Raw genomic sequence first — 15,769 nt, 5'->3', positions numbered from 1 at the left:
ATGCATTTAATTAGCAATAGGGTAAAAGCAGCGTGGCAAAACAAATCCAAGCAGTTCGCGGCATGAATGATTGTGTACCGGGTGATACTCAGGTATGGCAAAAAGTTGAAAGCATTTTACGCGAAACAGTTGCATCGTATGGTTATCAGGAAATTCGTTTTCCAATTGTTGAATCAACTGATTTGTTTAAACGCTCAATTGGTGAAGTTACCGATATCGTTGAAAAGGAAATGTACACCTTTGAAGATCGCAATGGTGACAGCCTAACATTACGCCCTGAAGGCACAGCAGTATGTGTGCGTGCAGGTAACCAAAATGGTTTACTGTATAATCAAGAACAGCGCCTTTGGTATATGGGCCCAATGTTCCGCCACGAAAGACCTCAAAAAGGTCGCTACCGTCAGTTTCACCAATTTGGCTTAGAAGTTTTTGGCTTTGAAACTGCGGACATCGATGCAGAAGTAATTATTTTGACTGCACGTTTATGGAAAGCATTTGGTATTAGTGACCACGTTCGATTAGAGCTTAACTCACTTGGTTCAAATGAAGCGCGTGCGCAATATCGTGATGCACTTGTTGCTTACCTTGAGCAAAATATTGATGCATTAGACGAAGACTCAAAACGTCGTATGCACTCAAATCCATTACGTGTACTCGACAGTAAAAACCCAGACGTGCAAGCAGTTTTAGTTGATGCACCAAAGCTATCTGAACACTTAGACCAAGAGTCACAACAGCATTTTGCAAATTTATGTGAACGTTTAGATGCTGCAGGCATCGAATATCAGGTTAATGAAAAACTGGTACGTGGTTTAGATTACTACAACCGCACTGTATTTGAATGGGTTACTGAAAGTTTAGGTGCACAGGGTACAGTGTGCGCTGGCGGTCGTTACGATGGCTTAGTTGAACAACTAGGCGGTAAAGCGACACCTGCAGTGGGTTTTGCAATGGGCATGGAACGTTTAGTGCTGATGTTGCAAGAGCTTAACTGTGTTGGCGAAATTCGTCGCACCAGTGATGTTTATATTGCGGCAATGGGTGATGCAGCAAGCATTCAAGCACCTGTTATTGCCGAGAAGTTACGTGAAAAAGTACCAGGAATACGCATTACAGTGCATGCCGGTGGCGGTAACTTTAAGAAACAATTAAAACGCGCAGATAAAAGCGATGCTGTATACGCACTGATTATCGGTGACAGTGAACTTGAAAATAACCAAGTAACTGTAAAACACTTACGCGAGCATCAAGAACAACAAACACTAAATTTAGATCAAGCAGCCGAGTTGCTAACAGGCTTGGTATAAGAGGTTAGAATGGAAGTTTATTCAACAGAAGAACAACAAGCAGAAGCAATAAAACGATTTTTCCGTGAAAATGGCACATCTCTGATTGCCGGTGTAGTGCTAGGTTTAGGTGGTTTATATGGCTGGAAAGCATATAACCAATCACAAATTGATAGCGCTGAAGCAGCGTCGGATGCCTACACGCAATTAATCTCGACGGCAGGCCAAGATAACTCTGACGTACTTGCAAAGTCAGACGCATTTTTAACTGAGTATAAAGATTCTAGCTATGCTGTATTAGCGGCGTTTGTAAGCGCGCGTGAAGCAGTTGATGCAAAAGACTTCAGTGCAGCAAAAGAAAAGCTAGAGTGGATTGTAATCAATGCACCAAAAGCTGAGTTGAAAGCCATTGCTACAACACGTATTGCACGTATTGAGCTTGCAGAAGGAAACTTTGACGCGGCACTTGCAAAACTAAACACAACATTGCCAGAAGCTTTCAAAGCACAAGTAGAAGAGCTTAAAGGCGACATCTATCTTGCTAAAGACGATAAAGACAATGCACGTTTAGCATACCAAGCAGCACTTGATGCGGCAGGTGAAACGCAAAATCAGCTTCTTCAAGTTAAATTGGATAATCTAGCTGTTGCTCAGACGCTGTAGGTGATTTATGAAAAAAATTACCTTAGCAACCTTGCTGCTGTTAACACTTGGCTTAACTGGATGTTCATCAAGTGATGATGAAGAAGACGAGTTAACACTGCCTGAAATCGTTAATCAGTTTGAAGCTGATAGCGTATGGCAAACTAGTGTCGGTTCTGGTGTTGAACATTACTTTTCGCGTCTTTCGCCAGTGGTTTACAAAGACACAGTATTTGTTGCGTCACGTCGTGGTGAAATCAAAGCAATTGACATTAACAGTGGCAAAGAACTTTGGCACAGCGATGTGCGTAAAAACCCTGCGTTTTGGCCATGGGAAGATGATGATAGTGCTAAGCTATCGGGTGGTTTAAGCGAAGCGTACGGTAAAATTTTTGTTGGTACAGAACGCGGTGAAGTGATTGCGCTTGATCGTGAAACCGGTGAACTTGCTTGGCGCAAACAAGTGCCAGGCGAAGCACTTTCAGCACCTGCTGCAGGCGATGGCTTAATTTATGTGAATTTAGGTTCAGGTAAGTTAGTTGCACTACATCCAGATGAAGGTGAACAGCGTTGGGTGTATGAGCATGAAGTGCCAGCACTTACGTTACGTGGCATTAGCTCTCCGCAATCAGCAAACGGCGGCGTTATCTTTGGTGAAGAGAACGGTAAGCTGTCAGTAGTTATCGCAGAAAACGGCTTTTTAGCGTGGCAAGCTGACGTTGCAATTCCACAAGGTGCATCAGAGTTTGAACGTTTGGCGGATGTAGATACGCAGCCAGTTGTACAGGGCTCAACGGTTTATTCACTGGCGTATAACGGCAACTTAGTGGCTGTTGATATTCGTTCAGGTAATGTACTTTGGAAGCGTGAATACAGTGGCTACCGCGATTTTACCGTTGATGGTCGCAATATCTATTTGGTAGATAGCCAAGGTTCTATCTATGCTTTAGATGCAAGCTCAGGTATTGAACGTTGGAGTCAACCAGCTTTAAATGGTTGGTTTTTGACGGGTCCAACAGTATTTGGCAACTATCTAGTAACGGGTGACCAAGAAGGTAACCTACACTGGTTAGATAAAGAAACCGGCGATCTTGTATCGCGCAGTGAATTCGATAGTTCAGGTTTCTATATCGAGCCAATTACAGCGGGCGATAAACTAATTGTTATCACACGTGATGGTGAAGTGAGTCTAGTTAACTTACCACTAGCGAATTAATATTTATTGCCAAGTGTGACTTGGTAAATTAAAGGCTTCGTTACGGCTTGCTCTGGACGAAGCCTTTTGTTGTTTATTTAAGAGGTTGAATATGCTTCCTGTGATTGCCCTTGTGGGCCGTCCTAATGTTGGGAAATCAACATTGTTTAATCGCTTGACGCGAACGCGTGATGCACTTGTGGCAGACTTTCCAGGTCTGACACGCGATCGTAAATATGGTCAGGCGAGTTATGAAGATTACGAGTTCATTTTAGTGGATACTGGCGGTATCGACGGGTCTGAGCAGGGCATTGAATCTGAAATGGCTGAGCAATCGCTGTTAGCGATTGAAGAGGCTGATATTGTAATGTTTTTAGTTGATGCTAGAGCGGGCTTAACCGCATCTGATATTGGCATTGCAGATCACTTACGTAAACAGCAAAAGAAAGTATTTGTTGTTGCCAACAAGATTGATGGTATTGATGCGGATTCAAACTGTGCTGAGTTTTACCAACTCGCACTTGGCGAAGTATATCAAATCGCTGCAGCTCATGGTCGTGGTATTACATCGTTACTTGATACGGCACTACAGCCAGTCATTGCTGAATATGCTGAAGCGTATCGTGAAGCAAATCCGGAAGAGTTTGAAGATGACTTAGTTGATTCACTTTACGATGATGAAAACGAAGGTGAAGACGTTGACGGTGAGCGCCCAGACAAACCGGTTAAACTTGCGATCATTGGTCGTCCTAATGTGGGTAAATCGACTCTTACAAACCGTATTTTAGGTGAAGAGCGCGTTATTGTTTACGATATGCCAGGGACCACTCGTGACTCTGTGTATATTCCAATGACACGCAATGAGAAAGAGTACGTACTGATTGACACAGCAGGTGTGCGTAAACGTAAAAAAGTATCTGACGTTGTTGAAAAGTTCTCAGTAATTAAAACACTGAAAGCGATTGAAGATGCAAACGTTGTGTTACTGGTAATTGATGCACGTGAAGGTATTAGTGATCAAGACTTAAGCTTATTAGGCTATACGCTTAATGCGGGTCGTTCATTAGTGATTGCGGTAAATAAGTGGGATGGCTTGGATACGGATGTAAAAGATCGCATTAAATCAGAGCTTGATCGTCGTTTAGGTTTTATTGATTTTGCGCGTATTCACTTTATCTCGGCGCTGCACGGTACTGGTGTTGGTCATTTATTTGAATCAGTAGATGAAGCCTATGAATCGGCAACAAAACGTATCAGCACTGCAATGTTACGCCGTATTATGGACATGGCACAAGCTGATCACCAGCCGCCGTTAGTACGTGGTCGTCGTGTTAAGTTAAAATACGCGCACGCAGGGGGATACAACCCGCCAATTATCGTTATTCACGGTAACCAAGTTAAAGACTTACCTGATTCGTACAAGCGTTATATGATGAACTATTATCGCAAAGCGCTTAAGGTTATGGGTACGCCAATCAAGATTGAATTTAGAGAAGGTGATAACCCGTATGCAGGTCGCACTAATAAGATGACCTTGTCGCAGCAGCGACAGCGCAAACGTATTTCTAAAATGTATAGCAAAAAGCCTTAATTTTAGATTTGTTGAAAAAAGCACCGAATAGGTGCTTTTTTCGTATGTGATGATGGAAATAGCTGCAATTACCAGCAGTTATGTGCTAATAATTAGACAATAAGAATAATTAACCATCATGTCATAAATGGATTACTTAAAAACGGTTATCTACGTTGATAATGTTGAAGAAACGTTAGATTTCTACTTCCAAGCATTTGCCGTCAGCACGGCTCAGCTCGATGAAGACGGGCAATATGGCGAGCTGGACTTCCAAGGTGCGTGTATTGCCTTCGCGGCGCATCCCTTAGCGCAATCTCACTTTAAGCAGAGTTATATTCGCGCGCAGCCAAAACAACCGGCACTTGGTTTTGAATTAGTCTTAAAGGTTGATGACATTAATTTAGCATTTGCAAAAGCGGTAGATGCAGGCGCAGAACCACTTTCTGCACCGCATGAAATGGAAGGTAAAAACTTGGCGTATGTACGTTCTATTGAAGGTACGCTCATTGCGCTAAGCGAATAAACTTTGCTTCATAAACTGCCAAGTTTCTTCAGAATTTATAATGCGACCGTGACCAAGTTTATTAACAGCTTTTAAATTGATATGGCTGTGCTGACTTGCTTGTTGATTGGTTAATTCAAACTTAGCAAATCGGTCTTTTTGATCGTGAATAATATGAATAGGATGGGCGTGACCTGCAACGTGTAGTTCAGGCAAAATCTCACCAAAACGCATATCGTGTTCATCTTCAACACTTTTTAGCACGCCACTAAATAAGTGTTGGTGAATGCCCGTATTTAAAATACGTTGTTCAAAAGAATCGTAAAAGCCAAAGGTAGGCGCGATTAAAAAATGGGGTACATCTTTACTCACATTAAGCGCTGCAATTGTTCCCATAGAATGACTGACAATTGCTTTGGGCTGCTCAATGCTTGCCATTATCGATTTTAGCCCTTTGATAAAAAGCGGTAAATTGGCAAACTTACCATCGCTTTCACCATGACCGTAATGATCAAATGCCATCGCTTTAAATCCACTTGCTGCTACTTTCTCCATAAGTGGTAAAAATTGGCGGCTACTACCAGACCAGCCATGGGTAAAAACCACAGCAGGACCTTCACCAATTGAGGTAAGGTGTAAGTCACCGTGCTCGGTTGCTAGTTTTTGTTGCGTAAACTGGGCTGACAATGTTGTTCTTTTGCGGTTTTTTACCGGTGTTAACAGTAATTTTCTCGTTTGATTAAAGGCAAACTTTGGAGCAATTTTAAGCGCGGTAGTCGATGCCGCTTTAATCAGATAGTAGGCAAGCGGCTTTCTTTTTGCCGATGATGAAAAATAGATTTTACTGCTCATACAGATTCCTCTGCGCGGTGGCGCTCAATTAATTGGTTTAGGGCTGTTTTAAAACGGCTATGCTCAGCGTCTTCAACACCTAGCCACGACATGCTTTGGCTGCCCAAATAAAGTGCGTAGAGTTCAAACACAAATTGTTCTGCGCTTACATCTTGTTTGAATTGCCCCGCACTTATCACTTGCTTAACTTTGTGAGTTAAATAGCCAAGCCAATTTGCTAGATCTTGCTTAACTTGGTCGTGTATAGCGCCTGGTTGGTCATCAAACTCCACTGCCGCGGAGATAAAAATGCAGGTCTTTGCTTGGTTTTCATACCAATCTAGCCAGTTCTCACACAAGCTAAGTAATTGAGCAAGAGGATCAAGCTCGCGGTTGATTGGCTGTATAACCGTGCTTTGAAAAAGTTCATTGGCGAATGTTAGTACATTTAATTGCAGCGTTTCTTTTGATTTGAAATGCGAAAACAAGCCCGATTTTGACATGCCTGTGGCAACTGCAAGGCCGCCAATAGTGAGATTGTCTAAGCTTGACTGTGTAGCAATTTTTAACGCCGTTGCGAGGATCTGCTGTTTTGTTTCTTGACCTTTACTCATAAAAGTACGCTCGTGCTATTATTTATGTGATAATAGCACGAGCGTACTAAAAGTAAATGTTTCAATTAGCTGTTCGCGAACACCGCATTTAATTCAATGTTGCCTATACTGTGTGTAATGTAATATGAGAGTTCACTATGCTAACCCCCGATTTACCAGCCAATGAAAATACAAGAATTAAAACCTTACAAAGCTTAAATGTGCTCGACACACCGTCTGAGCAAAGGCTCGATAGAGTCACGCAAATTGCCGCAAAAATGTTTAACGTACCTATCGCATTAGTATCGTTAGTTGATAAAGAGCGGCAGTGGTTTAAGTCTTGTGTTGGTTTAACGGCAAGTGAAACACCGCGAGATATTTCCTTTTGCGGCCATGCAATTTTGAGTGAGCAAGCATTGGTTGTAACAGATACTTTAGCGGATGAACGTTTTGCAGATAACCCGTTGGTACAGGGCGAGCCAAATATTCGCTTTTATGCGGGGATCCCTCTTGAGCATGAAAATGGATGCCGTTTGGGTACCTTGTGCATTATTGATAGCAAACCACGTAGTTTTAATACCGACGATATTACCTTGTTAAAAGAGCTTGCGGTGCTTGTTGAACTTGAATTAGTAAATAAATTACCAAATACCACTGACCCTGTAACAGGGTTATCAAACAAAGCCGGTTTTAAGTTATTAGCGCCGATTAGTTTAAAGGTGTGCCAAAAGTTAAATCTTAAAGTTTCGGTAGTGTATTTGTTTATGAAAGGGCTGCTTAGTTATCGTCATGATCGACAGAAGTATATAACTATTTTAAATATGACAGCTGATCTTTATAAAACCACATTTAGAGCGACTGATATAATTGCGCATTACGATGAAAATGGATTTGTTGCGCTAGTAAGTAATGCGGACAAACATAATACGCAAGAGCTACTTGATAGTTTGATTACGCAAATGAACGACGTTGATTTTGACGTGCAGCATGATAGCCCTATTGAGTTGATAACGGGTGTCATCGACAGCTCACCATTTTGTGATATTGATGAGCTGATCTTTAACGCCTTTATTAAGCTGCATGAGCAAGGCGAGGGGCTTTAGAAACAGGATGCGACGATAAGCTGCTTAATCATCTCTTGGCTTGGTTTTATTTTTTCCATCGCTAAAAATTCATCGGGTTGGTGGGCTTGTTGTATTGAGCCTGGACCCATTACGATTGTTTCACAACCGAGTTGTTGTAAAAAAGGCGCTTCGGTACAATAGTTTACTGCTTGCGCTTTTTCGCCAGACAGTTTTTCAGCGAGCTTTACTAAACTGCTATCGGTGCTGCCTGAAAACGCAGGAATAGGTTCGTGTAAATCATGTACCGCCACCGCGTTTGGATATTGGCCATTTATCGGTGCTACCGCCTGCAACAGCATTGCTTGAAGTTCTGGAATACTAATGCCGGGAATTGGGCGCATATCAATATGTAGCTCACAACATCCACAAATGCGGTTGGCATTGTCACCACCATGAATGTGTCCAAGGTTTAAAGTCGGGTAGGGGATTTTAAAATCTGATAATGAATATTTATTCTTAATGTCTTCTTTTAGTTTTAATAGCTGGCTAATTACAAGCTGCATTACTTCTATCGCGTTTAAACCCGCATCAGGATCAGAGCTATGACCTGCTTTACCTGTTACACGAATAGCCGTCGACATATGTCCTTTATGAGTATAAACAGGCACCATGTCGGTAGGTTCACCTATAATACAACGAGCTGGCTTTAGTTTATTCTGTTTGGCGATTTCAATTGCGCCAGCCATTGTGGTTTCTTCATCTGCGGTCGCTAAAATTGTAATAGGCTGTTTTAGATTAGTTAGTCCAGTATCGTTATCTATTTCTTGTAATGCATTTAAAACAAAAGCAAAAAATCCTTTCATATCGATACTGCCTAAGCCATAAAACTTGTTGTCTTGTTCGCTTAATTTGAACGGGTCGAACTGCCAACGACTATCGTCAAATGGCACTGTGTCCGTATGTCCTGCCAGCATTAAACCGCCTTCACCCGTACCTAGCTTTGCCGCTAGATTGTATTTTCCGGGATTGTTGTCAAGTTCTGTAATTTCGACTGCAAAGCCTAGTGACTCACACCAACTTGCCAATAAATTGATGACTTCGCGGTTACTCATGTCGAGTGATGGCACCGTTGCGCTAATCGACGGTGTGGCAATAAGTGCACCGTACATATCAAGAAAGTGTAATTGCGACATGATTACCTCAAAATATTTAATAAATAATTATGCAAAAAAGTTGAATATAAATTTACATTGGTTTATTCTGCATTTCAATTCATTATTTTGAAATAATTAGTACCGAGACTAACAGCATGCAGAACTCAATTTTACGACGATAACACTTTTTGAAAACTTGTCTTTATACCCTTAATAGTTTTTTGGAAAAAATATGAATATCGTTATCGTTGGTGCAAGCGGTTACTCAGGTGCTGAGCTTGCCAAATTAATCTCTCTACATAACTCACTAAAGTTAGTGGGTATGTATGTGTCTGAAAATAGCCTAGATAAAGGTAAATCGCTTGCTAGTCTTTACCCCGAACTAAATGGCATTGTTGCAGGTGAATTAGCGCCGTTAAATAGTGAGGCGTTTTCAGTAATCGAACAAAATGCCGATGCCATTTGCCTATGCACTGAACATTCAGTCAGTGTCGAACTTGCACCTCAGTTTTTAGCAATGGGCAAAAAAGTATTTGATTTATCTGGAGGCTTTCGCCTGTCATCAAATGATGACTATGAAACCTATTATGGCTTTAAACACACTAGCCCTGAGCTATTAGAACAAGCTGTTTATGGTCTTGTTGAATGGCAAAAAGATCAAATCAAAAATGCACAGTTAGTAGCAGTACCTGGTTGTTACCCAACCGCTGCGCTAAATGCCCTCAAACCATTAAAACAAGCTGGCTTACTTACTGATGATACTGTGATTATCAATGCGGTTTCTGGTGTTACTGGCGCTGGGCGTAAAACCAATGTGGCAACGCATTTTTGCGAAGTGAGCTTAAAACCTTACGGTTTATTTAATCATAGACATGGTCCTGAAATTGAAAAATACCTTGACCACAAGGTGTTGTTCACACCGCATTTAGGTAATTTTAAGCGCGGTATTCTTGAAACTATCTATGTCAAAGTAAAACCAGGCACGACTGCAAAGCAAATAGCTGAGTCATATCAGGTGCTTGCTGATGAGCCTTTAATTCGCTTACTTGGCGATGTTATTCCATCAATTAAAGGTGTTGAGAACACGCCGTTTGTTGATATTGGTTGGCAGTTACAGGGTGACCAACTCATAGTTATTTCTGCGATTGATAATTTACTTAAAGGCGCGTCAGGCCAAGCACTGCAATGTATTAATTTAACTTTAGGTTTGCCGGCACATACGGGCTTTCAAGGAGTGAATCATGGCTAATTGGGTAATTAAGCTAGGTGGCGCGGTATTAAATAATATTGACGCTGCAAAAGCGTTAATTGATGTGCTGCATCAAAAGCCTGAAGACAAATTTATTCTAGTTCATGGCGGTGGCTCATTAGTAGATGGCTGGTTAAGCGATGCGGGCTTTGTTACGTCAAAGCACCTTGGCCTGCGTATTAGTCCGCGTGAACAAATGCCTTACATTGTTGGTGCGCTTGCGGGCTGTGCAAATAAGCAATTAATGGGCGCGGCAATTAGTAATGGTTTTAAGCCTGTTGGTTTAAGTCTTTATGAAGCAGGTCTTGTTAGTGAACAAAAGCTAAAAGCCCTTGGCCAAGTCGGTACCTGCATTGAAAACGATGCCAGTATTCTTAAATCGCTGCTAAATGCAGGATGTTTTCCGATCGTGAGCTCAATTGGTTTTGACTTAGAAGGCAATTGGTACAACGTAAACGCCGATGAAGCAGCAGCTAGTATCGCTCAATTGCTTGATGCGGAACTTATTTTTATGACAGATGTAGAAGCTGTATTAGATCACAAGCTTAATCCATTACATCAGTTATCAAGTGCTGATATCAGCACATTAATCGCAGAGGGAGTCATTAAAGGCGGCATGCAGGTAAAAGTAAATACCAGCTTGCAAGCTGCTCAACATTTACGACGTGGCGTGTATATCTCGAGCTGGCAAAAGCCAGATAACTTAATCGCATTGCTCAATGGTGAGCATGTGGGAACCAAGATTACGCCATAGGAAAAACAATGACTCAACAATTCATTACGGGCTTAGAGCTAAACAAAGAAGCCAACTTAAAATTACTTAACTTAGCATTACAAATTAAAAATAACCCAATGGATTTTGCCGATGCGCTGAAAGGAAAATCGGTTGTTACGTTATTTGAAAAACCAAGTTTACGTACTCGACTGTCGTTTGATATCGGCATTAACAAACTCGGTGGTCATGCGGTTTACCTTGACCAGCAAAACGGTGCTATGGGGCAGCGTGAATCGGTAAAAGATTTTGCCCTGAATATTTCGACCTGGGCGGATGGCATTGTGGCGCGTGTAATGGCGCATAGCACATTAACTACGCTTAGCGAATTTTCGTCTGTGCCGGTTGTAAATAGTTTGTGTGATTTATATCACCCATGCCAAGCACTCGCTGACTTTTTGACATTGACTGAAATTTACGGCGACGTAAGCCAACTAAAATTGGCCTATTTAGGTGAAGGTAACAATGTTACGCACTCACTGATGCTGTTAGCAGCAAGCTTAGGTACTGACTTTGTTGCGGTATGCCCTAAAGGCGCATCACCTGATGCACAAATTGTAAAACAAGCTGAAGCAATCGCAGCACAAAATGGTGCATCGGTCTCGGTAAGTGACCGTGTAGAAGCTGCAGTTGGGTCGAATGCACTCTATGCCGATACTTGGGTATCAATGGGCGATAACACACCATTAGAGCTGGTAAAAGAAAAGTACATGCCGTACCAAATTAATCAAAAACTGCTTGATATGACAGGCGCATCAAGTGTGCTTCATTGTCAACCAGCGCACCGTGAATTTGAGATTACCTCTGAGGTAATGGACGGTGAAAAATCATTCATAATACAACAAGCTGAAAATCGTATGCATGCGCAAAATGCTCTGCTTGTAAGTTTATTAAACCCAAATTTTGTGTAAGGAATCGGTAACATGAGTTCTATTAAAAAAGTTGTACTAGCATACTCAGGTGGTCTTGATACATCGGCTATCGTGCCATGGTTAAAAGAAAACTATAACTGTGAAGTAGTGGCATTCGTTGCCGATGTAGGCCAAGGCGCTGAAGAGTTAGAAGGCGTAGAAGCAAAAGCAATTGCATCGGGTGCATCTGAGTGTCATATCGTTGATTTAAAAGACGAGCTAGTTGCCGATTATATTTACCCAACACTTAAAACTGGCGCAATTTACGAAGGTACTTACTTACTAGGTACGTCAATGGCGCGTCCTATTATTGCTAAAGCACAAGTTGAAGTTGCGCGCAAAGTAGGCGCTGATGCACTTTCTCATGGTTGTACTGGTAAAGGTAATGACCAAGTGCGTTTTGAGAGTTGTTTCGCAGCCCTTGCCCCTGATTTAAAAGTAATAGCGCCTTGGCGTGAATGGGATTTATCAAGCCGTGAATCATTACTTGATTACCTTGCTGAGCGTAATATTCCATGTTCGGCGTCGGCGACTAAAATTTACAGTCGTGACGCAAACGCGTGGCACATCTCACACGAAGGTGGTGAGCTTGAAGATCCGTGGTGCCAACCGAGCGATCAAGTATGGACATGGACAAATTCGCCAGAGCAAGCGCCAAATGAGTCACAACTTGTTCAGCTTAGTGTTAAAAATGGTGAAGTAGTTGCGGTAAATGGTGAGCAAATGTCACCGCTGCAAGTGCTTACTACGCTAAACGAAGTTGCAGCGCCCCATGGTATTGGCCGTGTTGATATCGTTGAAAACCGTTTGGTAGGTATGAAATCGCGTGGTTGTTATGAAACACCTGGAGGCACTGTAATTATGGCGGCACTTCAAGCGATTGATGAGTTAGTGCTTGATAAAACCAGCCGTAAATGGAAAGACACTTTAGCGAATGAGTTCTCGCACCTTGTTTATGACGGTCGTTGGTTTACGCCACTAAAAGATTCAATTTTAGCTGCAGCAGAAGCGTTTTCGACTCTTGCAACCGGCGAAGTGGTATTAAAGCTTTATAAAGGTCAAGTTACTGCGGTTCAAAAGCAATCTGAAAACTCATTATATAGTGAAGACTTTGCAACGTTTGGTGAAGATGATGTGTACGACCAATCACATGCAGAAGGCTTTATTCGTCTATTTTCATTAAGCAGTAGAATTTCTGCAATGAATAACAAGTAATCTTGCCGAGAATTAGTGAGAGGATAGAGTTATGGCACTGTGGGGCGGACGTTTTTCTTCGGGACCAGATCACGCATTTAAGCAATTTAATGACTCACTGCCATTTGATTATCAAATGGCAGAAGAAGACATTATTGGTTCTGTGGCTTGGGCTGGTGCGTTACAACAAGTTGATGTGTTAACAGCGGACGAACATCAAAAATTAGTAGCAGGTTTAAACGAACTTTTACATGAAGTTCAGCAAAACCCAAATGCAATTGCAACGGCTGGGGATGAGGATATTCACTCGTATGTAGAGGCAAAGCTAATTGAAAAAGTGGGCGATCTTGGTAAAAAGTTACATACAGGTCGTAGCCGAAATGACCAAGTAGCTACTGATTTTCGCTTGTGGAGCCGAAAAACTGCGAAGCAATTACTTGCGGCCATAGCGTCATTAAAAAATGCCTTAGTCACCCTTGCGGAAAAAGAGTTTGGTACCGTGCTACCTGGATATACTCACCTACAACGTGCGCAACCTGTGTTGTTTAGTCATTGGTGTATGGCGTATTTTGAAATGCTGGAACGTGATGAAGCGCGTTTAGAAAGTGCGCTTAGCCGCATTAATGTATGTCCGCTAGGTTCCGGTGCGCTGGCAGGCACTGCCTATACCATCGACCGTGAACAACTGGCTGCCAATTTAGGTTTTGATAGAGCAAGCCGAAATAGCCTTGATGCCGTGTCGGACCGTGATTTTGTGGTAGAGCTGTTAAGTTGTGCGTCAATTTCAATGATGCACTTATCACGTCTTGCAGAAGATATGATCTTCTATAATTCGGGTGAAGCTGGCTTTATTGAACTGACAGACAGTGTGACGTCTGGCTCAAGCCTGATGCCGCAAAAGAAAAACCCAGATGCGCTAGAACTTATTCGCGGTAAAACTGGCCGTGTATTTGGCGCCTTTAGTGCCATGATGATGACCTTAAAAGCACTGCCGCTTGCGTATAATAAAGATATGCAAGAGGACAAAGAAGGGCTTTTTGATGCAATGCCAACTTGGCTTGCCTGTATTCATATGGCTGAAGCTTGCATTAAAGGTGTTAAGGTTAATGCGGATAAAACCAAAGCCGCGGCACAAGGCGGTCATGCTAATGCTACTGAACTTGCAGATTACTTAGTTGCCAAAGGTATTCCATTCCGTGAAGGTCATCACATTGTTGGTGAACTGGTACAAGTGGCAATTTCAGAGGGCAAAAACCTTGAAGATTTATCACTATCGCAGTTTAAAGCCGTTTGCGATGTAATCAACGATGATGTTTACCCAGTGCTTGAACTACAAGCGTGTTTAGATGCGCGTTTAGCACTTGGTGGTACATCGCCGACGCAAGTTCAATTTGCCATTAGTAACGCAAAAAAAAACGCTGAATTTTCGGTAAGAGATGCCACGCTAAACGATGTGGAAGCAATTGCTGAACTTATCCAATATTGGGCGCGTGAAGGCGAAAACTTACCGCGTGCAAAAAGCGATATGATCCACAGTATCAATGAATTTGCTGTTACAGAAGTGAATGGCAAAGTGACAGGTTGTGCATCGCTATATATTTACGATACAGGCCTTGCTGAAATTCGTTCGTTAGGAGTTAATCCTGAATCGAATGTTAAAGGGCAGGGGCGAGCGTTGGTAAATCACCTAATTGAAAAAGGTGGTAAGTTGGCGCTAGGGCGTATTATTGTGCTGACTCGTGTGCCTGGTTTCTTTAGCAAGTTAGGTTTTGCTGATAGCCATAAGTCTCAATTACCTGAAAAGGTAATGAAAGATTGTGAGTTGTGCCTCAGAAAAGATAATTGTGATGAGGTTGCGATGGACTATTTAATTGCACGGCCCAATTCGTTGCGTATCGATTGTCGCAATGTAGCCTAAATCCATTTCAAATTTAATCGCCATTAAAAACACAACAGCTATGCTGTTGTGCTTTTTTACGTTTAACACTTTTTGTACTTTACTCAATAGAGATGGTGCTATTTAAATTCCAGTTGTTATTCAATTTGATTTTATTGCTATATAAAACAGTAAATTAAATTTAACCCTTTATTCGTATATTGCGAGTAATTCGCATTTATGGATCGCTAATTGCTAAATTTGAGCACCTGATGTTTAGTTGTCAGAAAAATGACAATTAAAGGCCCTAGGTATATAGCAGTATAAATAATTAAAAAATAATGCTTAGGGGTATCTTTAAAAATTAGTTTATTAGGAATTGAAAAATGCAAATTAACGGTACCAATAGCTTAAATGCTACACAATATGCTCAAACGCAAAACAGTCAGTCAACTGCAGTTAAATCAGAGGGTTCACAAAACACCCTACAAAATGATAAGGTGACTTTATCTACTGATTTGCAGCGCGGTGGCGGTATAATTAAAACCGACTCTTATGCAAATTTAAAGCGTGGCGGTGGTATAATCAAAACTGACTCGCAAGCAGATTTGAATCGTGGCGGCGGTATCATTAAAACTGACCCACAAGAAAATTTAAATCGCGGTGGTGGCATTATTAAAACTGATTCACAAGCAGATTTAAATCGTGGCGGTGGTATCATTAAAACTGATTCTTACGCAAATTTAAATCGTGGCGGCGGTATCATTAAAACAGACTCATACACAGATTTAAATCGTAGTGGCGGCATTATCAAGACGGATTCGTACGCTGATTTAAATCGTGGTGGTGGTATTATTAAAACTGATCCACACGCAAACTTAAATCGCGGTGGCGGTATTATCAAAACGTAAAGATTAAATGATTTGG

At 41.7% G+C, this 15,769-nt stretch carries 15 protein-coding genes; 12 read left to right on the top strand and 3 right to left on the bottom strand.

The genetic code is table 11. The features are described from left to right. Positions 1-32: 32 nt before the first annotated feature. The 5 genes from hisS to L1068_RS12880 all read left to right on the top strand — a co-directional run bounded on the left by hisS (position 33) and on the right by L1068_RS12880 (position 5,219). Positions 33-1,307, top strand: a complete 1,275-nt coding sequence (gene hisS / locus L1068_RS12900; protein WP_237130604.1) for a histidine--tRNA ligase — start codon at positions 33-35, stop codon at positions 1,305-1,307. Positions 1,308-1,316: 9 nt separating this feature from the next. Next, positions 1,317-1,949 carry a tetratricopeptide repeat protein gene (locus tag L1068_RS12895; protein WP_237130603.1) on the top strand — a complete coding sequence of 211 codons (633 nt, stop codon included), beginning with the start codon at positions 1,317-1,319 and terminating at the stop codon, positions 1,947-1,949. A 7-nt stretch (positions 1,950-1,956) separates the two neighbouring features. Next, positions 1,957-3,144, top strand: a complete 1,188-nt coding sequence (bamB, locus tag L1068_RS12890; RefSeq protein WP_237130602.1) for an outer membrane protein assembly factor BamB — start codon at positions 1,957-1,959, stop codon at positions 3,142-3,144. A 91-nt stretch (positions 3,145-3,235) separates the two neighbouring features. Further along, positions 3,236-4,714 carry a ribosome biogenesis GTPase Der gene (der, locus tag L1068_RS12885; protein ID WP_054978649.1) on the top strand — a complete coding sequence of 493 codons (1,479 nt, stop codon included), beginning with the start codon at positions 3,236-3,238 and terminating at the stop codon, positions 4,712-4,714. 127 nt (positions 4,715-4,841) lie between these two features. Further along, entirely contained in the window at positions 4,842-5,219 is a 378-nt protein-coding gene (locus tag L1068_RS12880) for a VOC family protein (protein ID WP_010560874.1), read from the top strand. On the opposite strand, the gene L1068_RS12875 is transcribed toward L1068_RS12880, so the two are convergent. Next, the gene (locus L1068_RS12875; protein WP_237130601.1) at positions 5,208-6,050 is read right to left on the bottom strand and encodes an alpha/beta fold hydrolase; all 843 of its coding nucleotides are present in this window, start codon (positions 6,048-6,050) and stop codon (positions 5,208-5,210) included. The two genes, L1068_RS12880 and L1068_RS12875, sit on opposite strands and share 12 nt — an antisense overlap. Continuing rightward, positions 6,047-6,643: a TetR/AcrR family transcriptional regulator gene (locus L1068_RS12870; protein WP_054978647.1), complete on the bottom strand. Its 597-nt coding sequence runs from the start codon at positions 6,641-6,643 to the stop codon at positions 6,047-6,049. The genes L1068_RS12875 and L1068_RS12870 overlap by 4 nt, the downstream gene beginning before the upstream one ends. A gap of 137 nt (positions 6,644-6,780) precedes the next feature. Between L1068_RS12870 and L1068_RS12865 the strand changes: the two genes are divergently transcribed. Then, the gene (locus L1068_RS12865; protein WP_237130600.1) at positions 6,781-7,725 is read left to right on the top strand and encodes a GAF domain-containing protein; all 945 of its coding nucleotides are present in this window, start codon (positions 6,781-6,783) and stop codon (positions 7,723-7,725) included. Here the strand turns inward: L1068_RS12865 and argE are convergent. Next, positions 7,722-8,879, bottom strand: coding sequence for an acetylornithine deacetylase (gene argE / locus L1068_RS12860; protein WP_237130599.1), 1,158 nt, complete (start codon positions 8,877-8,879; stop codon positions 7,722-7,724). The genes L1068_RS12865 and argE overlap by 4 nt on opposite strands. A 193-nt stretch (positions 8,880-9,072) precedes the next feature. Between argE and argC the strand changes: the two genes are divergently transcribed. The 6 genes from argC (at position 9,073) to L1068_RS12830 (ending at position 15,753) form a co-directional block, all read left to right on the top strand. After that, positions 9,073-10,089: an N-acetyl-gamma-glutamyl-phosphate reductase gene (argC, locus tag L1068_RS12855; protein ID WP_237130598.1), complete on the top strand. Its 1,017-nt coding sequence runs from the start codon at positions 9,073-9,075 to the stop codon at positions 10,087-10,089. Then, positions 10,082-10,843 carry an acetylglutamate kinase gene (gene argB / locus L1068_RS12850; protein ID WP_237130597.1) on the top strand — a complete coding sequence of 254 codons (762 nt, stop codon included), beginning with the start codon at positions 10,082-10,084 and terminating at the stop codon, positions 10,841-10,843. The genes argC and argB overlap by 8 nt, the downstream gene beginning before the upstream one ends. A gap of 8 nt (positions 10,844-10,851) precedes the next feature. Next, positions 10,852-11,772, top strand: a complete 921-nt coding sequence (locus L1068_RS12845) for an ornithine carbamoyltransferase (protein WP_010560867.1) — start codon at positions 10,852-10,854, stop codon at positions 11,770-11,772. Between the two features lie 12 nt (positions 11,773-11,784). Next, positions 11,785-12,987: an argininosuccinate synthase gene (locus L1068_RS12840; RefSeq protein WP_105170849.1), complete on the top strand. Its 1,203-nt coding sequence runs from the start codon at positions 11,785-11,787 to the stop codon at positions 12,985-12,987. A 31-nt stretch (positions 12,988-13,018) separates the two neighbouring features. Continuing rightward, the gene (gene argH, locus L1068_RS12835; protein ID WP_237130596.1) at positions 13,019-14,884 is read left to right on the top strand and encodes an argininosuccinate lyase; all 1,866 of its coding nucleotides are present in this window, start codon (positions 13,019-13,021) and stop codon (positions 14,882-14,884) included. Positions 14,885-15,228: 344 nt separating this feature from the next. Beyond that, complete coding sequence (locus L1068_RS12830; RefSeq protein ID WP_237130595.1) at positions 15,229-15,753, top strand: hypothetical protein; 525 nt, start codon at positions 15,229-15,231, stop codon at positions 15,751-15,753. Positions 15,754-15,769: the final 16 nt, after the last annotated feature.

The sequence above is a fragment of the Pseudoalteromonas sp. MMG024 genome (assembly GCF_021654175.1).
Lineage (GTDB): Bacteria > Pseudomonadota > Gammaproteobacteria > Enterobacterales > Alteromonadaceae > Pseudoalteromonas.
The sequence above is the reverse complement of the archived record's forward strand: the minus strand, read 5'-3'. Positions and strand labels throughout refer to the sequence as shown.